We start from the raw sequence: 22,947 nt of genomic DNA, 5'->3' as shown, positions 1-22,947 counted from the left end.
CGGACGAGCACGGCGCGCCGGTGGCGGGCCGACCACAGCACCGCCCCGGGCACGTCCAGGCGCAGCAGGAGGGAGCGCTCCTCCCCGTCGGGCACCGAGCCCAGCACCCGGGCCAGGGCGGCGTCCCGGGCGGCCAGCTCGCGCACCCAGGCGGACGCCGTGGCGCTGGCGCGCACGTCGAGCACCCAGTGCTGCAGGGCCCAGGCCGCGAGCTCCTCGCCCGGCGCCGCGGCCAGGAGCGCGTCGGCGGGCACGGTCACCTCGGCCAGGCTCGACGGCGTCGCGGGCGGCTCGGCGGGGGAGTCGGCGTCACCGGCGGCAGGCGCAGCGGGGTGCGCCGCGGGACGCCGGGAGAACGGCGTCGTCACCGGGCGCGGGAGGGTGCCCACGCTCAGCCTCGCCTCGACCACCGCGCCTCCCCACCACGTCGCCACCGGACAGCACGACGGCCGCCCGGTCAGGACCGGGCGGCCGTCCACGCGAAGGGCCGGTCCGACAGTCGCCTCTCGGCGCGTGGCCGCTCGTGGCGGCGAAGGGTTGAAGCCCGGGGGACATGTACCGGACCGGCCACCGGGTACAAGGATCCCGGCGCCCGGAGCATTCCCGCGCGGCCCGCCGGCAGCGGCTCAGGTGACGGCGCGGCGCAGGCCGGCCAGGGCCTCGGCCAGCAGCGCCGGCCGCCGGTCCGCCGCGGCGTAGCCGGCGAGGAGCGCGCTGAGCCGGACGGCCAGCGCGCGCGAGCGCAGCTCGCGCGCGGGGTCGACGCTCCCGTAGGCCCCGAGCAGCGCCTCGCGCGCCGCTCCGGCGAAGGCGGCGTACGCGATCGCGAGGTCCACCGCGGGGTCGCCCCGGCAGACGTCGCCCCAGTCGATCACCCCGCCGACGCCGCCGGAGCCCGTCACGAGCACGTGCCGGACGTGGAGGTCCCCGTGGACGAGGACCGGGCGGCCGGCAGGTGCCTCCAGCGCCTCCGCCCGGCGCAGCAGCGCCTCGACCGCCGGGTCGGGCGACCAGACGCCGTCCGCCGCGAGCCGGTCGAGCTGGTCGAGGGTCTGCGGCAGGCGGGCGCGGGGCCAGGCGCGCCCCATCGGGTCGACCGGCAGCTCGAGCCCGGCCACGGCGTCGCTCGTGACCGGGGCGTGCAGGGCGCGCAGGAAGGCGCCGAGCGCGGAGGCCACCGCGGTGCGAGCGCCCTCGGGCAGGCCGCCGTCCGCCAGCTCGCGCCCGCTCAGGAGGCGGGCACCGGTGAACGGCCACGGCTCGTGCGGGTCGTCGTCGTCCGCGACGAGCTCGGGCACCGGGACCGGCAGGGGGAGCAGCGGGGCGACGAGCGGAAGGACGGCGAGCTCGCGCCGGACGCCGGGCAGCGCGACCGCCCGGCGCGGGAAGCGGAACGCCCACCGGCCGTCCACGAGGTGCACCGCGTTGTCCCAGCCCTCGCCGAGCGGGACGACGGCAGCGCCGCGCAGGGCGGGGAAGCGGGCGGCGACGAGCCGGGCCGCCCGCGCCGCGTCGGTGGTGCGCTCCGCCGTCCACTGGGGAGCCCCGGCCACGCACCGATCCTGGCAGCCGCCAGACCCGGCATGCACCGGGCGGAGCCGGTGTTGGACCGTGGGTGACGCCACTCCGCCTCGCCCTGCTCGGAGACTCCCTCGCGCACGGCACCGGTGCCGCCCGCCCCTCCGAGGCCCTCGCCCCGCGCCTGGCCGCGGCCCTGTCGGCCGCCGGCGTCGTCGCCGTCGACCGGGTGTTCGCGGTGCCCGGCGCGCGCAGCGCCGACCTCGCCGACCAGGTGGCGCGCGCGGCGTCCTGGCGCCCGGACCTGGCCGTCGTCGTCATCGGCGCCAACGACCTCGTCCAGCAGGTCTCCGTCGCCTCCGCGGCCGAGCAGCTCGGGCGCGCCGTCGCCGCTCTGCGGGCCCGCGGCGCCGACGTGCTCGTCGTCGTCGCGCCGGACCTCAGCGTGCTGGCCGCCGTGCCGGCCACCGGCCGCGGCTTCGTCCGGGCGGCCAGCACGCTGCTCCGCGAGGCGCAGGTCGACGCCGTGGTCACCGCCGGCGGGCGGGTCGTCGACCTCGCCCCGCAGCTGTCCTCGGCGTTCGCCGCCGACCCGGCCCTGTTCTCCGCCGACCGCTTCCACCCCTCCAGCGCCGGCTACGCGCTCATCGCCGGCGCGCTCGGCCCGGTGGTCGAGGAGGCGGCCCGCGAGCGGGCGTCCGTCGCCGACGGCGCCTGACCTCACCGTCCGCCCCGGCCCGCGGGGGTGTGCGGGGCGCCGGGGCGGGGTAGGCCGACGCCATGACCCAGGACCGGTGGCCATGACCAGGGACCGCACGCTCGGGCTCGTGCGCGAGGGCTACGCGTGGGCCCCGCGGCTGCGCGAGGGCGCGAGCGCGGTGCCGATCCGGTTCCTCGGCCGCCGCTCCGCGGTCGTCGGCGGGCCCGAGGGCGTGCGCCGCTTCTACGACCCGCGCCTGCGCCGCCGCGGCGCCTTCCCCCCGCCGATCAAGCTCGTGCTCTTCGGCCGCGGGTCGGTGCACGGGCTCGACGACGCCGAGCAGCACCACCGCAAGGCGCTCTTCCTCGACGTGCTGGGCCCCGCGTCCGTCGCGGCGCTGGGCGAGCGGGCCGAGCGCGAGTGGGACGCCGCCCTCGTGCGCTGGCGGGACGCCGACCGCGTCGTGCTCTACGACGAGGCCGTGAGGGTCATCGCCACGTCGGTGATCGGGTGGGCCGGGATCCCGGCCGCGCCCGCCGAGCTGCCCCGGCGCGCGCGACAGCTCGCCGCGGTGGTCGACGGGTTCGCCAGGCCCGGGCGCCCCTACGCCCGGGCCGTCGCCGCCCGGGTGCAGCTGGACCGCTGGGCGCGGGGCCTGGTGCGCCAGGTGCGGGCGGGGGAGCTGCACCCCGCCCCGGGCACGGCGCTGCACACCGCCGCCACGGCCCGCGACCTCCAGGGCGGGCTCCTGCCCGAGCGCGTCGCGGCGGTCGAGCTGCTCAACGTCGTGCGCCCGACGGTGGCCGTCGCCTGGTTCGTGGCGTTCGCCGGCAAGGCCCTGCACGAGCACCCGCAGTGGGGGGAGCGCATCGCCGCCGGCGACGACGCCGCGCTGCAGGCCTTCGCGCACGAGGTCCGCCGCCTGTACCCGTTCGTGCCGGTGCTGGCCGCGCGCACGCGCACGGCGCAGGACGTGCTCGGCGTGCGGGTGCCGCGGGGCGGCTTCGTCGTCCTCGACGTCCACGGCACCGACCACGACCCCGAGCACTGGCCCGAGCCGGACGCCTTCGACCCGGGCCGCTTCCTCGCCGGTCCGATCGACCCGGACGCGCTCGTGCCCCAGGGCGGTGGCGGCGCGGCGACGGGCCACCGCTGCCCCGGCGAGGGCGCCACCCTCACGATGCTCGCCGTCGCCGTCCGCGCCCTGGCCTCCTCGCCGCTGGTGGTGCCGCCGCAGGACCTCGGCGTCGACCTCGACGTGATGCCCGCCCGCCCCCGCAGCGGAGTGGTGCTGGCCACCGGGGGTACGGGGCACCCGTGAGCGAGCCAGCGCGCAGGCCCGTGGAGGTCCACCGCCCCGGTCAGGTCGTCCCCGTCAGCGGCATCTACCGCTGCGACGCCGCCGAGGACGACGCCCACGCGTACGAGTCCACCGACGTGCGGGGGCACCGCTTCCCTCCGCTGCCGCACGGGTGCCCCGGCCGGGGCTGGGTCCTGGAGCGCGCGGCCGCGCACCGCTGAGCCCGCCCCGCTGAGCCCGCCCCGCTGAGCCCGCCCCGCTGAGCCCGCCCGCTGAGCCCGCCCGCTGAGCCCGCGGGAGGTCAGCGGGCCGCGGGCGGAGCCGCGGTGCTGCTGCGCACGACGAGGTGGGTCGGCACGAGCTGCGTGCCGCGCTCGGTGTGGTGACCGCGCACCTGCCCGAGCACCCGCTGGACGCACCGGCGGCCGACCTCGGCGAAGTGCTGGTGCACCGTGGTCAGGGGCGGCAGGAAGGAGGGCGCCTCGGTGATGTCGTCGAACCCCACCACGCTGACGTCGTCCGGCACGCGGCGCCCGGCGTCGTGCAGCGCGCGCAGCACGCCCAGCGCCATCTGGTCGTTGGCGGCGAAGACCGCGGTGCACTCGGGGACGTCCGCGAGGCGGCGACCGGCCAGGTACCCCGACTCCGGCGTCCAGTCCCCGCGCAGCAGGGGCGGCGGCGTCGCGCCGGCCTCCCGCAGCGCGCGCTCCCAGGCGACGGCCCGCCGGCCGGCCGCGAAAGACTCGACCGGGCCGGCGATGTGCCAGACGCTGCGGTGCCCGAGGTCGAGCAGGTGCTCCACCGCGCTGCGGGCGCCCGCGTCCTGGTCGGTGCCGACCACGGCGTACTGGTCGCCGGCGTCGGAGTCGGCCACGACGATCGGCACGCCGTGCGGCAGCAGCAGGGCGTCGACGTCGAACCGCTGCTTCTCCATGACGACGATGACGGCGTCGACCACGTGCTCGGCGTGGGGGGAGGAGGGGGCCGGGGCGCCGTCGGTGAGCGGGGGCAGCAGCGTGATGGCGTACCCCTCGGCCAGGGCCGCGGTGACGATGGCCTCGAGGGTGCGCATGTTGCCCACGCTGGCGAGGGAGGACATGACGACGCCGATGGCGCGGAACTGGCCGCTCTTGAGCGCCCGCGCGGCGCTGTTGGGCCGGTAGCCCAGCTGCGACATCGCGGTCAGCACCTGCTGGCGCGTCTCCTCCAGGACCCCGGCGTAGCCGTTGGCCACGCGCGAGACCGTCTGCGCGGAGACGCCGGCCGCCTTCGCGACGTCGGCCATCGACACCCGGCGCGCCGGGCCGGGGACGAGCCGGCCGTCGCCGCCGGCGGACGTGCTGGCCGTGCTGGCCGTGCTGGTCACGATGCGCCTCCGCCTCCTCCGTGCTGCCCCGACCCTCCCACGCACGCGACGCGACCGCGCCCGCCGGATGATGGTTGCGCAAACATCGGCCTCCGGTCTACGGTGTTTGCGCTACCACCCGAACCGTCCTGGGCACCGTCGCTCAACACCAGCCAGCGATCGCGCGCCAGGACACCCCCTTCGAGAGGGACCGGACATGACAGCGTTGTCACAGCCCGTCGTGGTGCCACCACCCGGGCGGGCGAGGGGCGCCCGGCTGCGGCGCACCTGGGTGGGCTGGGGGTTCGTCGGGCCCTTCATGGCCGTCTTCGCCCTCGTCTTCCTCGCCCCGATCGTCTACTCGATCTTCCTCAGCCTCTTCCGCGACCAGCTCGTGGGCGGCAACGCCTTCGTCGGGCTGGACAACTACTCCGCGGCCCTCACCGACGCCCGCTTCTGGTCGTCCTTCAGCCGGGTCGCGCTGTTCCTCGTCGTCCAGGTGCCGGTGATGCTGCTCCTGGCGATGCTCGTCGCGCTCGCGATCGACAGCGCCCGGCTCTACGGCAGCGCGTTCTTCCGGATCGCCATCTTCCTGCCGTACGCGGTGCCCGCCGTGGTGGCCACCCTCATGTGGGGCTTCATGTACGGCACGCGCTTCGGGCTCGTGGGCAACATCAACGACGCCTTCGGCGTGAGCCTGCCGAACCCGCTCTCGTCGTCCCTGGTGCTCGCCTCGATCGGCAACATCGTCACCTGGGAGTTCGTCGGCTACAACATGCTGATCTTCTACTCGGCGCTGCGGGTGATCCCGCACGAGCTCTACGAGGCGGCCGAGATCGACGGCGCCGGACAGCTCCGGATCATCTCGGCGATCAAGCTGCCCGCCATCCGCGGGGCGATGGTCATCGCGACGATCTTCTCGATCATCGGCAGCTTCCAGCTCTTCAACGAGCCGAGCATCCTGCAGTCGCTGGCGCCCAACGCCATCACGACCTACTTCACGCCCAACCTCTACGCCTACAACCTGTCGTTCTCCGGCCAGCAGTACAACTACAGCGCGACCATCGCGATCATCATGGGGCTCATCACCATGGCCGTGGCCTACGTGGTGCAGCTGCGCGGCATGCGCAAGGGGGCGTGATGTCGACCCTCTCGCACGGTCCCGCCTCCCGCAGCGCCACCGCGCCGGGCCCCGCGCCGCAGAGCCCGGGCCGGCGCCCGGCGCGGCGCAGCGCCCCGAAGCTGCGCAGCCGGCGTCCTGCCCCCGGCTCCACCCGCCGGCCGAAGCGCAGCGTGCTGCTCACCGCGCTGACGGGGCTCGTGCTCGTCTACAGCCTGGTGCCGCTGGTGTGGCTGCTCATCAACTCCACGAAGACCCAGGAGGACCTCTTCTCCTCCTTCGGGCTGTGGTTCGAGGGCTTCGCCCTGTGGGGCAACGTGCGCGACACGCTGACCTACGACGACGGCATCTTCGTGCGCTGGCTGCTCAACACGCTGCTCTACGTCGTGGTCGGCGCCGGTGGGGCGACCTTCCTCGCGGTGCTCGGCGGCTACGCGCTCGCGAAGTTCTCCTTCCCCGGCAAGCGGGCGGTCTTCGCCGTGGTGATCGGCGCCGTGGCGGTGCCCGGCACCGCCCTGGCCGTCCCCACGTTCCTCATGTTCAGCCGGATGGGGCTGACGGACACGCCCTGGGCCGTGATCATCCCGTCGCTCATCAGCCCCTTCGGGCTCTACCTCATGTGGACCTTCGCCGCGCAGGCGATCCCCGACGAGATGCTCGAGGCGGCCCGGATGGACGGCGCGGGGGAGTTCCGCACCTTCTTCCAGGTGAGCCTGCCGCTGCTGGCGCCCGGGATGGTCACCGTCCTGCTCTTCTCCATGGTGGCGACCTGGAACAACTACTTCCTGCCGCTGATCATGCTCAAGGACCCGGACTGGTACCCCCTGACCCTGGGCCTCAACGCGTGGAACGCGCAGGCGGCGACCATCGGCGGCGACGCGATCTTCAACCTCGTCATCACCGGCTCGCTGCTCACGATCCTGCCGCTCATCGCGGCCTTCCTCGTCCTCCAGCGCTACTGGCAGTCCGGCCTCTCGGCCGGGAGCGTCAAGGCCTGAGGGCTCGACCCACCCCCGGTGCACAGGGCCCCTGTGCGCCTTCACGATGAAGTGGAAGGACACCCATGAGGACACGGAAGCGCGCGGTCGTTCGGACCGCCGCCCTGGGCGCTGCAGTCGCGCTGGGCCTGGCCGCCTGCGGGGGCGGCGGCGGAGGCGGGTCGACGGGGTCCTCCGGGAGCGCCTCGCCCGAGGACGTCGCCGCGGCCCTGGAGGAGGGCGGCGAGCTCACCGTCTGGGCGTGGGAGCCGACCCTCGAGGACGTCGTCACCAGCTTCGAGGAGGAGTACCCGAACGTCGACGTCAACCTCGTCAACTCCGGCACGGGCAACGACGCGTACACCGCCCTGCAGAACGCGATCAAGGCCGGCAAGGGCGTGCCCGACGTCGCCCAGATCGAGTACTTCGCGCTGCCGCAGTTCTCCCTCGCCGACTCCCTCACGGACCTGACGCCCTACGGCGCCGGCGAGCTCGAGGACACCTACACGCCCGGCCCCTGGAACGCGGTGCAGGCCGGCGAGGGCATCTTCGGCCTGCCGATGGACTCCGGGCCGATGGCGCTGTTCTACAACAAGGCGGTCTTCGACCGGCTCGGCGTCGCGGTGCCGACCACCTGGGACGAGTACGTCGAGGCCGGGCGCGCGCTGCACGCCGCGGACCCGAACGTCTACATCACCAACGACACCGGGGACGCCGGCCTGACCACCTCGATGATCTGGCAGGCGGGCGGTCAGCCGTTCCAGGTCGACGGCACGGACGTCACCATCGACCTGCAGGACGAGGGCTCGATGGAGTACGCCCAGACCTGGAACACCCTCATCGACGAGGGCCTGCTCTCCGAGGTCACCGGCTGGACCGACGAGTGGTACCAGGGCCTGGCCTCGGGCAGCATCGCCTCGCTGCCCATCGGCGCCTGGATGCCCGCGAACCTCGAGTCCGGCGTCGCGGCCGGCGCCGGGCAGTGGGCGGTCGCCCCGATGCCGCAGTGGGAGGCCGGCGCGAACGCCAACTCCGAGAACGGCGGCAGCTCCCTGACCGTCCCCGCGGCCAGCGAGAAGAAGGCGCTGGCCTACGGCTTCGCGCAGTACGCCAACGTCGAGGAGGGCGTCCAGATCCGGCTCGACGGCGGCGCCTTCCCGGCCACGCGCGCCGAGCTGCAGGACCCGGCGTTCCTGGACAAGGAGTTCCCGTACTTCGGCGGGCAGAAGGTGAACCAGGTGCTGGCCGAGGGCGCGACGAGCGTCGTCGAGGGCTGGTCGTACCTGCCGTACCAGGTCTACGCGAACAGCATCTTCAACGACACCGTCGGCCAGGCGTACACCGGCAGCGGCGACCTGGCCGCGGGCCTCCAGGCGTGGCAGGACGCGCTCGTGGACTACGGCAACGAGCAGGGGTTCACCGTCAACGAGTGAGCACGCGGTGGCCGTGGGCGGCCTCTGCGGACGCCGCCCACGGCCACCGGCCCCAGCACCGGCACCGCTCCACCCGCACCGACACCCCTGGAGGACCCCGATGGAAGACCGCCGACCCCACCGCTGGCTCCGCTGGCCCGAGGGCGCCGCTCCCGGCCGCATCGCCTTCGGCGCCGACTACAACCCCGAGCAGTGGCCGCGCGAGACCTGGACCGAGGACGTCCGGCTCATGCGCGAGGCCGGGGTCAACACCGTCTCCCTGGCGATCTTCTCCTGGGCGCGGATCCAGCCCGGCCCGGACACCTGGGACTTCGCGTGGCTCGACGAGGTGATGGACCTCCTGCACGCCAACGGCATCGCCGTCGACCTCGCCACCGCGACCGCCTCGCCCCCGCCGTGGCTGACCACGGCGCACCCGGAGATCCTCCCGGTCGACCGCGAGGGCCGGACGCTGTGGCCCGGAGCCCGCCAGCACTGGCGGCCGACCTCCCCGGTCTTCCGCGAGCACGCCCTCGCGCTGGTCACCGCGCTCGCGCAGCGCTACGCCGACCACCCGGCGCTCGCCGCCTGGCACGTCAACAACGAGCTCGGCTGCCACAACGTCTGGGACCACTCCGACGACGCCGCGGCCGCGTTCCGCACCTGGCTGCTCGAGCGCTACAAGACCATCGACGCCCTCAACGACGCGTGGGGCACCGCGTTCTGGTCCCAGCGCTACACCGCCTGGGAGGAGCTGCTGCCCCCGCGCCTGGCGGCCTCGCACCCCAACCCCACGCAGCAGCTGGACTTCCGCCGCTTCTCCTCCGACGCGCTCAAGGACCACCTGCGCGCCGAGCGCGACGTCCTCGCGCGGCTGACGCCGGACGTGCCGGTCACCACCAACTTCATGGTGATGAACGAGACCAGCGGCATGGACTACGCGGACTGGGCCGGTGAGGTCGACTTCGTCTCCAACGACCACTACGTCCTGCCCGGGCCGCAGGCGGCGGACGAGCTGTCCTTCTCCGCCAACCTCACCCGCAACATCGCCGGCGGCCGCCCGTGGTTCCTCATGGAGCACTCCACGAGCGCGGTGAACTGGCAGCCGGTGAACCTGGCCAAGGCGCCGGGAGCCATGGCCCGCGACTCCCTCACCCACGTCGCCCACGGGGCGGACGCCGTCTGCTTCTTCCAGTGGCGCCAGTCCGCCGCGGGGGCGGAGAAGTACCACTCCGCGATGGTCCCGCACGCCGGTGAGGACAGCGACGTCTTCCGCGACGTGGTCGCCCTGGGCTCCCTGCTCGGCGACCTGGCGGAGGTCACGGGCTCGCGCGTGCAGCCCGCCCGCGCCGCGATCCTCTTCGACTGGCAGTCGTGGTGGACCAGCGAGCTGGACTCCCACCCGACCAGCCGCCTGCGCTACCGCCAGGAGGCCCTGGACTGGTACTCGGCCTTCCTGGCCGCCGGCACCCGGGCCGACGTCGTGCCCCTGGGCAGCGACCTGTCGTCCTACGACGTCGTCGTCGCGCCGGTGCTGCACGTCGTGGGCGCCGAGACGGCCGCGCGCCTGGACGCCTACGTCGCCGACGGCGGCCACCTCGTGGTGACGTACTTCTCCGGCATTGTCGACGAGGACGACCACGTCCACCTCGGCGGGTACCCCGGAGCCCTGCGGGACCTGCTCGGCATCCGGATCGAGGAGTTCTCGCCGCTGCTCGACGGGCAGGCGGTGGCGCTGGACGACGGCACCGTCGGCACGCTGTGGACGGACCGGGTGCAGATCACCGACCCGGACACGACCGCGGTCGCCACCTACGCCGACGGGCTGCAGGCGGGCCGCCCGGCGATCACCCGCCGGCGACCCGCCGCCGGGTCGGCGACCTACGTCGGCACCCGGCTGGGGCCGCAGGGCCTCGGCCCGGTGCTGAGGGACGTCCTCGCCCTCGCCGGCGTCGGCGCCGACCTGCCCGAGGAGCTGGCGGGGAAGGTCGAGACCGTCGTCCGCGCCGGCGACGAGAGCGAGTTCGTCTTCCTCGTCAACCGCAGCGACGACGCCCTCGACCTCCCGGCGCCGCTGCGCGACGTGCCGGTCCTGGCGGCCTCGGGGCCCGCGGGCCAGGCCCCGACCCCCGGCGCGCTGGCCCCGCGCCAGGTGCTCGTGCTGCGGCGGCCGCGCACCACCGGATGACCGCTGGCGGGGCTGCGGACCTCACCGGGTCCGCAGCCCCGCGTCGCGCAGCGACATCGGCGCGACGAGGTCGCCGAGGAGCTCCCGCGACCACCAGGCCCCGCTCGCGCGCCGCTCCGCCGGGGTCGTGTACCGGTAGCGGTAGAGGCGGGCCCGCACGAACACCGGCGGGGACGACGGCGGGAACGGCGACGAGCGCAGCAGCCGCAGCGTGGCCCGGTCGCCCTCGAGCAGCCTGACGAGCAGGCGCCCCAGCCACGGCTCCCCGTAGCCGGGGCTGATGCCGACGAACCACAGGAGCCAGTCCAGGCGCAGGTGGTACGGCGCGACCTGCGGCGGCCGGCGGCGCACGTCGCCGGGCTTGCCCTTGAACTCGTACTCCCGCCACACCGCGCCCGCGCCGAGCACGGGGTCGTCGGTGCCCTCGACGACCACCTCGCGGCGGACGCGGGTGACCGAGCCGAAGGCGCCGTAGGTGTTGACCAGGTGCAGCGGCGAGAAGCTGGCGTTCATCGCCTGCCCCTTCGACAGCAGGTTGCGCACCGGCCACCAGCTCATCACCACCACGGCCGCGGCGAGGGCGACCACCAGCCAGGTGTGCCACGCGGGCGCGGCCAGGTCGCTCGGCGCCTGCACCGGCAGGACCGCCTCGAGCCAGCGGCCGTCGACCACCGGCAGGGCGAGGACCAGGGTCAGCGCGTTGAGCCAGGAGAAGTTGCCGCTGACGACGAGGTACGCCTGGGTGACGATCATGAACAGGGCGGCGACCGTGGCGATCGGCTGCGGCATGAGGAGCCCGAAGACGAGGACGAGCTGGGTGGCGTGGTTGACCACCACCTCCACCTTGTGCAGCGGGGCCGGCAGGTGGTGGAAGTACCAGCTCAGCGGCCCGGGCATCGGCTGCGTCTCGTGGTGGTGGTCGAGGCACGTGAGGTCGCGCCAGCAGCTGTCGCCGCGGATCTTGATGAGGCCGGCGCCGAACTCGAGCCGGAAGAGCAGCCAGCGCAGCGCCCACAGCACGAGGACGGGCGGGGCGACGTCCGCGGGGCCGAGGAAGATCGCCAGGAAGCCCGTCTCGAGCAGCAGGGTCTCCCAGCCGAAGGAGTACCAGGTCTGCCCGACGTTGACGATCGACAGGTACAGCCCCCACAGGACGAACCACGCCGCCATCCAGCCCGCCAGCGGCAGGCGGTCGGTCAGGCCGAGCAGCGCGGCCGCGGACAGCGCGATGCCGACCCAGCAGCACAGCGCGAAGAAGCGGTCGGAGTAGTGCCAGGCGAACAGGCTGGGGGAGCGGCGGAAGCCGACCCGGGCGACGAACCGGGGGATCGGCGTCAGGCCCCGCTCGCCGAGCAGCGGGCGGAACTGGCGCAGCGCCGCCACGAAGGCGATGAGGTAGATGAGCGCCAGGGCCCGCGTGAACACCAGCCGGCTGAGCCAGTAGCCGGGATCGGAGAGCCAGTCCACGTCTCGCCTCCTCGTGGGGCGCCTCGTCGTCACGCGGCATCCCGGCAGCGTCGCCCTGCGGTGCCGCTACCCCGCGCCAGGGCCACGACACGCGGCCCAACCAGGACGGTTGGGCACAAATCGTGACGAAGGGTTACGTTGATATCGCTCTCGGCGACTGCCGCGAGTACCCACGTGGCGCACGCCGAGCCCCTGCCGGCGCCCTGGGGTCTGCGATCCGCACGGCAGGGGACGGGGGAACCACTTCCGGGCGCCACCGCGCGTCCTCGGGGTGAAGCTCTGCGCCACGCGCGAGCCGGGTGACCATCCCACCCGAACCCGACAGCTCACCTCGCAGGCGTCGGAGAGGTGCACCTCTGTGTCCAACCGCCCCACCCGCCTTCGTCATGCCCTCCTGGCCCGGGCCGCCGCCGGCGCCCTGCTGTCCGCGGGGCTCCTCGCCAGCGCCGCACTCCCGGCCCAGGCGGCCACCGGCGCGGCCGTGGTCGACGTCGCCGACGACTTCCTCGGCACCCCGTACAGGTACGGCGGCACCACGCCCGCCGGGTTCGACTGCTCCGGCTACACGCAGTACGTCCTCGGCCGCGTGGGCGTCTCCCTGCCCCGCACCGCGAACGCGCAACTGCAGGCCAGCACCCGGATCTCGGCCGGCGAGGCCCGCCCGGGCGACCTCGTGTTCTTCACCAGCGGCAGCGGCCGCGCCTACCACGTGGCCATCTACGCCGGGAACGGCCGCATCTTCGACTCCCCCCGGGCCGGCAAGAGCGTGAGCCAGCGCGCCATCTGGACCAGCGCCGTCGTCTACGGCCGCGTCATCTGACCTGCCGGCCGCGTCGCGCCGCGCCGATCATGGACGACTCGGGGGTGCTGGGAGCCCGGCACCCCGGTCTCCTCCATGATCGGCGCGGCGCGGCCGCGGTGCCGGCGGCCAGGGTCAGCGGGCGGTCTCCGCGGGGGACAGCGCCGGCTCGGTGCCGCCGGACAGGGCCACGGAGGCCTGCTGCTCCTCGGCGCGGCGCAGCTCCTCGCCGGTCTCGGTGCGCAGGGGCACCTCCTTGATGAGCACGATCGCGACGAGGCTGATCACCGCGAGCACCGCGGAGATCAGGAAGACCCGCGCGGTGCCGTCCCCGTACGCGCCGCGGACGACGTCCGCGATCGGCCCGGGCAGCTGGTCGAGCCCGCCGAGCCCCGCCCCGCCGTCGGTGCCGGTGGCCTCGACGCCGAGGGCTCGCAGCCCCCGGCTGGTCAGGTCCGCCACGTGGTCGGCCAGCACCACGCCGAGCACCGAGACGCCGACCGTTCCGCCGAGGGAGCGGAAGAAGGAGACCATCGAGCTCGCGGCGCCCAGGTCGTTGGAGCGGACCGTGTTCTGCACGGCCAGCACGAGGTTCTGCATGACCATGCCCATGCCGAGCCCGAGGACCAGCAGGTACGCGAAGATCTGGAGCATCGGCGTGGCGTGGTCGATCGTGGAGAGCAGCGCGAACCCGGCGGCCATGAGGACGGCGCCGGCGACGATGTAGCGCTTCCAGCGGCCGGTCCGCGTGATGAGGATGCCCGACCCCATGGAGGCGATCATCGAGCCGATGATCATCGGCAGGCTGAGCAGGCCGGCCGCCGTGGGGGAGTACCCGCGGGCGATCTGGAAGTACTGGCCGAGGAAGACCGCGCCGCCGAAGAGCGCGACGCCGACGGCGATGCTGGCCGTCGTGGCCAGCGCCGTCGTGCGGTCTCGGAACAGGCGCAGCGGGATGATCGGCTCGGTCGCACGGGCCTCGGCGACCAGGGCGAGAGCGGTGAGGACGAGGCCGAGCGCGAGCAGGGACAGGGAGGTCCCGGAGCCCCACGCGAACTGGTTCCCGGCCAGGGTCACCCAGATCAGCAGGTCGCAGACCGCGCCGATGATGAGGGCGGCGCCCAGGTAGTCGATGCTCACCGGCCGCTTGATGGTCGGGATGTTCAGCGTGCGCTGGACGACGACGAGGGAGGCGACCGCCAGGGGCGCGCCGACGAAGAAGCACCAGCGCCAGCCCAGCGAGCTGTCGACGATGACGCCGCCGAGCAGCGGGCCGGCGACCGGAGCCACGGACATGACCACCGCGATCGGTCCGGAGTACCGACCGCGCTCGCGGGGGCTGATCATCGCGGCGATCACGATGATCACCAGGGACTGCAGGCCGCCCAGGCCGAGGCCCTGGACCGCCCGCCAGGCGATGAGGGTCTCCATCGAGTGCGACAGGCCCGCCATGATCGACCCGACGGTGAAGATGGTGATGGAGACCTGCACGAGCAGCTTCTTGCTGAACAGGTCCGAGAGCTTGCCCCAGATCGGCGTGGTCGCCGTCGAGGCCAGGAGCGTCGCGGTGATCACCCAGGTGTACTGCCGCTGGCTGCCGTCCAGGTCGCTGACGATCGTCGGCAGGGCGTTGGAGACGATCGTCGACGACAGCAGCGCCGTGAACATCGCCAGCAGCATCCCGGACAGGGCCGTGATCGTCTGGCGGTGCGTCATCCGGCCGCTGACCTCAGCGGGTGGGGCGTCGGTGGAGCTCAACAGGGTCCTCCAGACCTCGGGGGGGAAGCGGACGCCGCGCGGCGTCGCGGGACGGCGGCAGCCCGGAGGGCGGCCGCGGGCTCTCAGGGCAGCGGGGTGGGCGCCGGGGCGTTCGGCCCCAGGCGCCGGAGCAGCCTCAGCAGGGTGTCGGCGTCCTCGTCGCTCCAGCCGGCGAGGCTCTGGCACAGGCGCCGGGACTGCCGGGCGCGGTGGGCCTCCAGCACCCGTGCGCCCTCGGGCGTCAGCGCCAGGCGGCACGCGCGCCGGTCGTCGGGGTCGGGGCGGCGCGCGACCAGGCCCAGGTCCTCGGCGGCCGCCGCGTGGCGGCTGGCGGTGGGGGCGCCGGTGCCGCTGACCGCCGCCAGGTCGCCGACGCGGACGTCGCCGAGGCGGTGCAGGTCGGCCAGCAGGGCGAGGACGGCGGCCGGCGCCGAGCCCGGCCCCTGCCGGTCGCCGACGCGGACGGCGCGGACGACGTCGGAGAAGGCCTGGACCAGCTCCTCGGCCACTCGCTCGTCGACCACTGCGCCCCCTCCCGGTAGTTGAGGGTCGCAACCATACGCCAACAAGTTGCGATCGGCAACCAAACGCTGGGTCAGTCGACGCCGGCCTCCCGCAGCCGCTCGAGCAGCCGGGTCAGCTGCTCCACGTCCTCCGTCGGCCACTGCGCCAGGGAGGCGTGCCAGCGGTCCAGCCGCGCCTGGCGCAGGCGCTCGAGGCGCTCGCGCGCTGCCGGGGTCAGCGCCACGAGCCGGGCCCGCGCGTCGCGGGGGTCCGGCACGCGGGTCACGAGGCCGAGCCGCTCGGCGGCGTCGACCTGGCGGGTCACCGTGGAGCGGTCCAGGAGGAGCGCGTCGCTGAGCTCCGACGGGCGCATCGCCTCGGCGTGGCCCAGCACCGCGAGCAGCGGGTAGGCCGTGGGGTCCAGGCGCGGGTGGAGGCCGTGCGCGAGGTCGCGCGCGGTGGCCCGCGACCGCTGCCACAGGTCGGCCAGCACCGCCTCGAGGTCTCCCAGCGGGCTCGGCGTGGAGGCGTCGTCGCGCATGCCAGCAGTCTCCCCGGACCGTCGAGGGCGGAGCGCGCCGCCCGCGCCGCCACGACGGGCAGCCCCCGGGGGCGCCCTGGCAGCATGCGCGCCATGACCGACGCCGCCACCGCAGCCGCTCCGGCCCCGCAGGTCCCCCGCTTCGACGTCGAGGGCCAGGTGGCTCTGGTCACCGGCGCCGCGCGGGGCCTGGGCCGCGCCGTCGTCCTGGCCCTGGCGCACGCGGGCGCCGACGTCGCCCTGGGCCTGCGCGACGCGGACGCCGACGCCGGCCTGGTGGCCGAGGTGAAGGCGCTGGGCCGCCGGGTGCTCCCGCTGCAGCTCGACGTCAGCGACCTCGCGCAGGTGCGGGCCGGCGTCGACGCCGTGGTCGAGCGCTTCGGCCGCCTCGACGTCCTCGTCGCCAACGCCGGCATCGCCCCCGGCAACCCCGCCGAGGACGTCACCGAGGCCGACTTCGACGCCACCGTGGCGGTCAACGTCAAGGGCACGTTCTTCACCGCGCAGGCCGCAGGGCGCGCGATGATCGCCCAGGGCGGCGGGCGGATCGTGCTCATGGGCTCCCAGGCCGGCGCGGTGGCCCTGCCGGGGGAGTCCGTGTACTGCCTGTCCAAGGCCGCCGTCTCCCACCTCGCCGCCTGCCTGGCGGTGGAGTGGGGGCGCCACGGCGTCACCGTGAACTGCGTCGCGCCGACGTTCATCCGCACCCCGGGCACCGAGGCGGCGCTGTCCGACCCGGCGTTCGAGGCCGACGTCGTCGAGCGGATCGCCGGCCTGCACCGCATCGGCGAGCCGGTGGACGTCGCGGGCGCCGTCCTCTACCTGTGCTCGCCCGCGGCGTCCCTCGTCACCGGGCACACCCTGCTCGTCGACGGCGGCTGGACCGCCCGGTGACCCGCTGACCCGCTGGCGTGCGGTGGGCTAGGCGTCGCCCATGACGAGGCCCTCGATCTCGTGCTTCTGCGTGATCGGGGTGAGCTCGTCGACCACCGGGCACCTCAGGTGCGCGCGCACCTGCTCGGGCAGGGCGTCCCAGTACCGCCGCGTCACCGCGAGGTCGTGGTGGGCGGCGTTGCCGGCCCCCGGCGCGTCGATGCCGAGCACGAGCACGGGCCGGGACTTCTCCGACTGGTTCGCCGTGCCCCGGTGCAGCGTCAGCGCCGAGCGCGCGGAGACGTCGCCCATCGAGGGGTACCTGCGCACGGCCCGCTCCTCGTAGCGGCCGTAGTACTCCTTCGGCGGGAACATCTCGTGGTCCCAGTGCTCGTCCGGAGCGTCGTACTGGGTGCCCAGGGCGATCTCGAACGGGCCCATGTCCGGCTCGGTGTCCACGCCGGTGAGGTTGAACGCCAGGGACGTGTACCGGCGCTCGGTGAGCGTCTCGGGCGGGGACGGGAAGTCCCGGTGCCACGGCTGGTCGCGCGCGCCGGCGAAGGGGATGTCGAAGCCGACCTCGACGATCTCGTAGTGCGGCCCCAGCACGCTCTCGCACACCGAGGTCACCCACGGGTGGGTGACGAGGTCGACGAACCCGCGCAGCTGCTCGGGGTGGATCTCGACGTAGTAGCGCTTCGTGCCGCGCCCGACCGCGCCGCGCGGGCGCGAGCGCGCCTCGGCGAAGGCGACCTCGATGTCCTCGCGCATCGCCTGGGCCCACTCGCGGGTGAAGGCGCCCTTCTGCGCGGTGGCGCCGTCGCGGTGCAGCGCCTCGAGCTGCTCGGGCGTGACGGGCGTGGTGACGGGCGTGGTGGACGCGGTCGCGGTCATTCCAGTCCTCCTCGACGGGTGACGACGCACCCGAGTGTTCTCCTCCCGGCGCGCCGCGGCCAGCGCAGGGCGAGCGCCGGCTCAGGCGACGCGGCCGCCGTCCAGGCGCACCACGCGGTCCGCGCGCGCGACGCTGTCGGGCCGGTGGGCGACCATCAGCACGGCCCGGCCCTCCAGCGCGCGGTGCAGCGCGGTGTCGACCAGCGCGGCGGTGGCGGGGTCGAGGGCCGAGGTCGCCTCGTCCAGGACGACCACCTGCGGGTCGGCGAGGGCGACCCGGGCCAGCGAGACGAGCTGGCGCTCACCGGCCGACAGCGCTCCGCCGCCGTGGCCCACGGCGGTGCCGACGCCGGAGGGGAGCCCCTCGGCCCAGGCGCGCAGCCCGATCCGGTCCATCGCCCCGAGCACGTCGGCGTCCGAGGCGTCGGGGTGGGCGAGCCGGACGTTGTCCGCGACGCTGCCGCGCACGAGGTGCCCCTCCTGGGGGACCACGACGACGGCCCGCCGCAGCTCCTCGGGAGCGAGGTCGCGCAGGTCCGTGCCGCCGAGGGTGACGCGGCCGGCGTCCGGGTCGGCCCAGCGCGCGGCCAGCGCCGCCAGCGTCGACTTCCCCGCCCCGCTCTCCCCGACCAGGGCGACCACCTCGCCGGGGGAGACGACCAGGTCGACGCCGTCGAGCACCCACCGGCCGGGGCCGTAGCTGAACCGGACGCCGTCCACGGCCAGGGTGCCGTCGGCCGGCACCGGGAGCGGGTCCTCGGGTGCGTCGAGGGAGGGCGGGAGGTCGAGCAGCGCCACCACGCGCCCGAGGGCGGCCCGCGCCGTCTGCACCTGGTCCAGGACGTCGGCGAGCTGGCTCACCGGCAGGTACAGCGCGACGGTCGCCAGGACGGCCGCGCTGACCGTGCCCACCGAGGCGGCCCCGACGGAGACCAGCGCCGCGCCGACCGTCAGCGTCGCCAGCGCGGCGGCGGACTGCACGGCGATGACGACGGGGAAGAAGGCGTTGCGCGCCCGGGTGCCCTCGCCGTAGCGGTCGACCACCTGCTGGTTCGCCGCCCCGTAGGCGGCGGAGCGCTCGGCCTCGCGCCCGTGCCCCTGCACGACGCGGACCCCGACGAGGCTCTCGCGCATCAGCCCGAGGGCGGCGCCGAAGTCGCCGCGGTAGCGCGGGTAGACCACCGTGGTGCGGCGCAGCAGCCGGCGCGCGGACCAGCCGACGACCGCGAGCCCCAGCACGGCGACCCCCGCCAGCGGGAGCGAGAGCCGGGCGAGCACGACGGCGGCGAGGACGAGCACGGCGCTCGCGCGGACCAGCACCGGCAGGCTCAGGCGCGCTGCCTCGCCGAGGACCTCCAGGTCGCCCGTGGTGCGGGAGAGGACGTCGCCGCGCCCGAGCCGGCTCAGCTGCGGCGGGGTCAGGGCCAGCACCCGGGCCAGCGCCTGGCGCCGCAGCTCGGCGAGGACGGCCTCGGCCACCGCGCCCCACAGGCGCAGGCGCACCGCGGTGACGGCGCCGGCGACCGCTCCCAGCACCGCGATCCCCACCGCGGCGCGGTCCAGCGCGCCCGTCCGGCCCGCCAGCACCCCGTCCACGGCCGAGCGCACGAGCAGCGGCGCGGCGGTGGCGGCCAGGGCGCCGACCCCGACGGTGGCGGCGAGCACGAGCACGCGGACCCGGTGGGGCCGCAGCAGCGCGCCGACGTGGCGCACCACCGCCCGGGCGCTCGGCGTGGGCAGGGGCGCGCTCACGCGCAGGCCCGGTCGTCGCCGGCAGCGCCGCACAGGCTGCGGTACAGGGCGCTGGTGGCCAGCAGGTGCTCGTGCGCCCCGTCGGCGACCACCCGGCCCCGGTCCAGGACGACCACGCGGTCCGCCAGGCGCAGGGCCCCGGGCCGGGAGGTGGCCAGCACCACGGTCACGCCCTGCGCGGCCTCGGCCAGCCCTGTCACGACGGCGTCCTCGGTGGCCGGGTCCAGGGCGGAGGTGACGTCGTCCAGGAGCAGCACCGACGCCTGCGCCAGGAGGCCGCGGGCCAGGGCCAGGCGCTGGCGCTGCCCGCCGGACAGCCGGCCGCCGCGCTCGCCGACCTCGGTGTCGTAACCGTCCGGCATCGCGCTCACGAAGCCGTCCGCCTCGGCGGCGCGGGCCGCGCGGCGCACGCGCGGCAGCGAGGCGCTGGGGTCGGCGAAGCGGATCGCGTCGCCGACGCTGCCGGCGAAGAGCACCGGCTCAGCGACCAGGGCCACGCGCGAGCGCACCTCGGCCAGGTCGGCGTCGCGCACGTCGACGCCTCCGAGGAGGACCCGCCCGGCGTCGACGTCGTACTGGCGGGCCAGCAGGCGCAGCAGCGTCGACTTGCCCGAGCCCGGAGGCCCCACGAGCGCCACCCGCTCCCCGGCGCGCACGCTCAGCGCGACGTCCTCCAGGACCGGCGCGCCGCCGTGGCCGAAGCTGACCCCGTCCAGCGCCACCGGCAGGGCCCGGCCCGGCGGGAGGGGCACCGGCTGCCCAGGGAAGTCCAGGACCGGCTCGGCGGCCAGCACCTGCGCGATCCGCTGCGCCGAGGCCAGGGCCGCCTGCACGGTCGCCACCCGCTCGCCCAGCACGCGGGTGGGCGTGGCCAGGAGGACGACGTAGGAGGTGGCCGCGACGAGCTCGCCGACGCTGAGGTCACCGGCGAGGACCAGGCGCCCGCCGACGAGCACGGTGAGGGCCAGGACGAGCAGGGGCACGGCGTCCAGGAACGGCTCGACCCCGGCGTTGAGGCGGTGCACGGCCAGGCCGCGCCGCTGGACCTCGGCGGTGTCGCGGGCCACGGCCGCCTCGCGGGCCCGCTCGGCGCCGATGCCCTGGACGACGTCGAGGCCGGTGACGGTCTCGTCGATGCTCACGGTGACCGCGTCGACGGCCTCCTGCAGCGCCGTGGTGCGGGCGCGCTGGCGCGGAGCGGCCCAGGCCATGAGCAGGGTCAGGGAGAGGAGGCCGCCCGAGACCAGCAGCGCCACGCGCCCGTCCAGCACGGCCAGCAGGACGGTGACGCCGACCAGGGTCACCGCGAAGGCGACGGTGTGGGCCAGGGAGTCGAGCAGCCGGCCGACGCGCTCGACGTCGCTCGTGGCGCGGGCCAGCAGCGAGGCGGGCGGGACGCGGTCGTGGAACCGGGCGTCCAGGACCAGCGAGCGGTCCAGGAGCCGCTGGCGCAGCAGCGCCGAGGACTCCGCGAACGAGGCGGCCGCGTGGCGGTGCCGCACCAGGGCGGCGAGCGCCTCGACCGCCCCCAGCGCGGCCAGCACCGCGCACCAGGTCAGCAGCGCCGGCACGTCGCCCGGGACGACGCCGTCGTCGAGGGCGCGGCCGAGCACCAGCGGCGCCAGGGCGGCGCCCCCCTGCCAGACCAGGCCCGCAGCGATCCCGAGGGACAGGTGCCGGCGGGTGCTCCACGCCGTCGACAGCAGCAGGTGGACGGCGGAGCGGGGGAGGACGGAGGGCGGGGAGGGCACGGCAGGGCCCGGGGGCGGGGCGCAGGCGATGACGGGGCTCCTGGGTCGGACCGGTGTCCCGCAGCACCTACCCCGTGCGAGCGCGCCCACGCGCCCCGGGGCGTGCGTGGGGGCGCACGCCCCGGGGCGCGCGGGCAGGACGCCGCCGCCCGCGGGGTGCGCGCCTCAGGTGGTGGGGATCCAGACCCGCATGGCGCCCGGCCCCCGGTTGGCCCAGCGGAAGTACGGGATGGCCCGCACGGTCGTCGGCGCCGCCGCGCTCCCGGGCTCCTCGGCGGCGTACAGCGACCCGGGCAGCGACGTGAGCGCGGTCGCCGGCCCGACGAGGGTGACCGGCACGCCGAGCTCCTCGATCCCCTCCGCCGGCTGCGGCGGGGCGGCCGGGTCGATCCGCACGTCGTCGACCTCCACGCCGTCGGCCTGGTCGGCCTGCTCGAGGGCGTAGACGAGGGGGCCGCGCGCGATCGCCACGCAGCCCCGCACGGCGTCCACCCGGGGGTGGGCGCGGACCAGGCGCACCGCCATGCCCAGCTCCAGGTGCACCTCCGTGCCCGCCTCCCAGCGGCGGTGCAGCCGGACGTAGCCGTCCGCGTCGGCGGCCACGGGCGCGGGCTCGCCCGCGATGGTCAGGCGGGGGTCCTCGGCCCACTCCGGCAGGCGCACCGACAGCGTCCACTCGCCGCCGCCGCCGTCGACGACCAGGTGCACCCCGCCGTCGTAGGGGTAGCCGGTGGTGACCGCGACCCGCACCGGCCGGCCGTCCGGCGCGGTGGCGCTCACGGTGCCGGGCGCCAGGAGGTGCAGCTGCACGCCGCTGTCGTCGCCGGTGGCGACGTAGTCGTGCAGCGAGGCCAGCAGGCGCGCGAGGTTCGGCGGGCAGCAGGCGCAGGCGTACCAGGAGAGCCGCTCCGACGGCGCGTCCTCGGTGGAGCCGTCGTGGCCGGGCCGCAGGTGCAGCGGGTTGGAGTAGAAGAAGTGCCGCCCGTCCACCGACGTGGCTCCGGCGATCCCGTTGTAGAGGGCTCGCTCCATCTCCTCGGCGTAGCGCCCCCGGCCGGTGGCCAGGAGCATGCGCCAGTTCCACTGGAAGCTGGCGATGGCCGCGCAGGTCTCGGCGTACGCCCGGTCGGCGGGCAGCTCGTAGGGGTCGCCGAACGCCTCGTCGCGGTGGCGGGAGCCGTGCGCGCCGGTGATGTACGTCTTCTGCGTGAAGGCGCTGGTCCACAGCTCCTCCATCGCCCGCAGCAGGGACTCGTCGCCGGTCTCGAGGTAGACGTCGGCGACCCCGGCGGCCAGGTACAGCTGGCGCACGGCGTGCCCGGTCGCCTCGGTCGCCTCCCGCACGGGCGCGTGGTCCTGCAGGTACTGCGCGCCGAAGCGGTGCTCGGCGAGCAGGCCGCGCCCGCGCAGCTCCACGATCCGCGACGCCAGCGCCAGGTACGGCTCGTGGCCGGTGTGCCGGTAGAGCTCGACGAGCGCGGTCTCCACCTCGGGGTGCCCGTCGATCCCCTCCTTCGCGCCCTCGCCGAACTCCGCGACCAGCAGGTCCGCGAGCCGGCGCGCGACGTCGAGGAGCTCCTCGCCCGCGCCGGTGCGCGCCACGGCGACGGCCGCCTGGAACAGGTGGCCGGCGCAGTACATCTCGTGGCTCTCCTCCAGATCCAGCCAGCGGCGGTCCGGGTGGACGCCCTGGATCCAGGAGTCGAGGTAGCCGTCGTCCTCCTGGGCCGCGCGCAGGAGCTGCGTCGTCTCCTCCAGGAAGGAGCTCCAGTCCTCGGCGCCCGAGCGGCCGTGCTCCCAGCCCACGGCCTCGAGCGCCTTGTAGATGTCGGAGTCGGCGAACCAGAACCCGGTGAAGTCCGCGTCGGAGCGCCCGAGCAGCCGACGCAGGTTGTCGAGGTTCCCTGCGCTCTCCAGGTTGGCGAGGCAGTGGTCGATCGTCGCCGTGCGGTTGAGCTCCTGCAGGGACCCCAGGAGACCGCGGGGGTCCAGGCGCACGTCCCGGTGGTCCAGGGGCCGCAGCACCGCGCTCGACGTCGCCGTGGGCG

19 protein-coding genes, 1 pseudogene and 1 riboswitch are annotated in these 22,947 nt (G+C 75.5%); of the genes and pseudogenes, 9 read left to right on the top strand and 11 right to left on the bottom strand.

Going from position 1 to position 22,947, the window contains the following annotated elements; genetic code table 11:
- Together AC5FZL_RS06545 and AC5FZL_RS06540 are read right to left on the bottom strand one after the other, a co-directional pair.
- Positions 1 to 389, bottom strand: a pseudogene (locus tag AC5FZL_RS06545) (hypothetical protein); the annotation flags it as partial.
- 237 nt (positions 390 to 626) lie between these two features.
- Positions 627 to 1,553, bottom strand: coding sequence for a phosphotransferase (locus AC5FZL_RS06540; protein WP_493617759.1), 927 nt, complete (start codon positions 1,551 to 1,553; stop codon positions 627 to 629).
- A gap of 62 nt (positions 1,554 to 1,615) precedes the next feature.
- On the opposite strand from AC5FZL_RS06540, the gene AC5FZL_RS06535 reads away from it, so the two are divergent.
- The 3 genes from AC5FZL_RS06535 to AC5FZL_RS06525 all read left to right on the top strand — a co-directional run bounded on the left by AC5FZL_RS06535 (position 1,616) and on the right by AC5FZL_RS06525 (position 3,739).
- Complete coding sequence (locus AC5FZL_RS06535; RefSeq protein WP_493617758.1) at positions 1,616 to 2,236, top strand: GDSL-type esterase/lipase family protein; 621 nt, start codon at positions 1,616 to 1,618, stop codon at positions 2,234 to 2,236.
- 82 nt (positions 2,237 to 2,318) lie between these two features.
- A complete protein-coding gene (locus tag AC5FZL_RS06530; RefSeq protein WP_493617757.1) occupies positions 2,319 to 3,539 on the top strand; it encodes a cytochrome P450 in 1,221 nt (406 codons plus the stop codon).
- Complete coding sequence (locus AC5FZL_RS06525) at positions 3,536 to 3,739, top strand: hypothetical protein (RefSeq protein ID WP_493617756.1); 204 nt, start codon at positions 3,536 to 3,538, stop codon at positions 3,737 to 3,739. Before AC5FZL_RS06530 ends, AC5FZL_RS06525 begins: the two co-directional genes overlap by 4 nt.
- An 80-nt stretch (positions 3,740 to 3,819) precedes the next feature.
- Here AC5FZL_RS06525 and AC5FZL_RS06520 read toward each other — a convergent pair whose 3' ends face one another.
- Positions 3,820 to 4,803 (bottom strand): LacI family DNA-binding transcriptional regulator, encoded by a 984-nt coding sequence (locus tag AC5FZL_RS06520; protein ID WP_493617761.1) that lies wholly within the window; start codon positions 4,801 to 4,803, stop codon positions 3,820 to 3,822.
- A gap of 277 nt (positions 4,804 to 5,080) precedes the next feature.
- On the opposite strand from AC5FZL_RS06520, the gene AC5FZL_RS06515 reads away from it, so the two are divergent.
- The 4 genes from AC5FZL_RS06515 (at position 5,081) to AC5FZL_RS06500 (ending at position 10,560) form a co-directional block, all read left to right on the top strand.
- Complete coding sequence (locus AC5FZL_RS06515; RefSeq protein ID WP_493617755.1) at positions 5,081 to 6,004, top strand: carbohydrate ABC transporter permease; 924 nt, start codon at positions 5,081 to 5,083, stop codon at positions 6,002 to 6,004.
- Entirely contained in the window at positions 6,004 to 6,981 is a 978-nt protein-coding gene (locus AC5FZL_RS06510; RefSeq protein WP_493617754.1) for a carbohydrate ABC transporter permease, read from the top strand. The genes AC5FZL_RS06515 and AC5FZL_RS06510 overlap by 1 nt, the downstream gene beginning before the upstream one ends.
- 65 nt (positions 6,982 to 7,046) lie before the next feature.
- Positions 7,047 to 8,393 (top strand): ABC transporter substrate-binding protein, encoded by a 1,347-nt coding sequence (locus AC5FZL_RS06505; RefSeq protein ID WP_493617753.1) that lies wholly within the window; start codon positions 7,047 to 7,049, stop codon positions 8,391 to 8,393.
- A gap of 100 nt (positions 8,394 to 8,493) precedes the next feature.
- Positions 8,494 to 10,560, top strand: a complete 2,067-nt coding sequence (locus AC5FZL_RS06500; protein ID WP_493617752.1) for a beta-galactosidase — start codon at positions 8,494 to 8,496, stop codon at positions 10,558 to 10,560.
- Between the two features lie 21 nt (positions 10,561 to 10,581).
- On the opposite strand, the gene AC5FZL_RS06495 is transcribed toward AC5FZL_RS06500, so the two are convergent.
- Positions 10,582 to 12,027, bottom strand: coding sequence for a lipase maturation factor family protein (locus tag AC5FZL_RS06495; protein ID WP_493617751.1), 1,446 nt, complete (start codon positions 12,025 to 12,027; stop codon positions 10,582 to 10,584).
- Between the two features lie 172 nt (positions 12,028 to 12,199).
- Positions 12,200 to 12,380: riboswitch (cyclic di-AMP (ydaO/yuaA leader) on the top strand.
- Positions 12,381 to 12,385: 5 nt separating this feature from the next.
- Between AC5FZL_RS06495 and AC5FZL_RS06490 the strand changes: the two genes are divergently transcribed.
- Positions 12,386 to 12,847, top strand: coding sequence for a C40 family peptidase (locus AC5FZL_RS06490; RefSeq protein ID WP_493617750.1), 462 nt, complete (start codon positions 12,386 to 12,388; stop codon positions 12,845 to 12,847).
- Positions 12,848 to 12,961: 114 nt separating this feature from the next.
- Here AC5FZL_RS06490 and AC5FZL_RS06485 read toward each other — a convergent pair whose 3' ends face one another.
- From AC5FZL_RS06485 to AC5FZL_RS06475, 3 genes are all read right to left on the bottom strand, one after another.
- The gene (locus tag AC5FZL_RS06485) at positions 12,962 to 14,542 is read right to left on the bottom strand and encodes an MFS transporter (RefSeq protein ID WP_493617760.1); all 1,581 of its coding nucleotides are present in this window, start codon (positions 14,540 to 14,542) and stop codon (positions 12,962 to 12,964) included.
- Positions 14,543 to 14,667: 125 nt separating this feature from the next.
- A complete protein-coding gene (locus AC5FZL_RS06480) occupies positions 14,668 to 15,108 on the bottom strand; it encodes a MarR family winged helix-turn-helix transcriptional regulator (protein ID WP_493617749.1) in 441 nt (146 codons plus the stop codon).
- A 71-nt stretch (positions 15,109 to 15,179) separates the two neighbouring features.
- Positions 15,180 to 15,629 (bottom strand): MarR family winged helix-turn-helix transcriptional regulator, encoded by a 450-nt coding sequence (locus AC5FZL_RS06475; protein WP_493617748.1) that lies wholly within the window; start codon positions 15,627 to 15,629, stop codon positions 15,180 to 15,182.
- Positions 15,630 to 15,722: 93 nt separating this feature from the next.
- Here AC5FZL_RS06475 and AC5FZL_RS06470 point away from each other — a divergent pair, with 93 nt between their 5' ends.
- Positions 15,723 to 16,523 carry an SDR family NAD(P)-dependent oxidoreductase gene (locus AC5FZL_RS06470; RefSeq protein ID WP_493617747.1) on the top strand — a complete coding sequence of 267 codons (801 nt, stop codon included), beginning with the start codon at positions 15,723 to 15,725 and terminating at the stop codon, positions 16,521 to 16,523.
- A gap of 27 nt (positions 16,524 to 16,550) precedes the next feature.
- Here AC5FZL_RS06470 and AC5FZL_RS06465 read toward each other — a convergent pair whose 3' ends face one another.
- The 4 genes from AC5FZL_RS06465 to AC5FZL_RS06450 all read right to left on the bottom strand — a co-directional run.
- Positions 16,551 to 17,396: a phytanoyl-CoA dioxygenase family protein gene (locus AC5FZL_RS06465; RefSeq protein WP_493617746.1), complete on the bottom strand. Its 846-nt coding sequence runs from the start codon at positions 17,394 to 17,396 to the stop codon at positions 16,551 to 16,553.
- Between the two features lie 81 nt (positions 17,397 to 17,477).
- The gene (locus tag AC5FZL_RS06460) at positions 17,478 to 19,148 is read right to left on the bottom strand and encodes an ABC transporter ATP-binding protein (protein ID WP_493617745.1); all 1,671 of its coding nucleotides are present in this window, start codon (positions 19,146 to 19,148) and stop codon (positions 17,478 to 17,480) included.
- Positions 19,145 to 20,899, bottom strand: a complete 1,755-nt coding sequence (locus AC5FZL_RS06455) for an ABC transporter ATP-binding protein (protein ID WP_493617744.1) — start codon at positions 20,897 to 20,899, stop codon at positions 19,145 to 19,147. Before AC5FZL_RS06455 ends, AC5FZL_RS06460 begins: the two co-directional genes overlap by 4 nt.
- Before the next feature lie 165 nt (positions 20,900 to 21,064).
- Positions 21,065 to 22,947: glycoside hydrolase family 127 protein (locus AC5FZL_RS06450; RefSeq protein ID WP_493617743.1), on the bottom strand; the 1,883-nt coding region annotated here is incomplete at its 5' end.

It is taken from the genome of Quadrisphaera sp. DVD1 (assembly GCF_058932755.1).
This window is presented reverse-complemented; position numbering and strand designations above follow the sequence as displayed.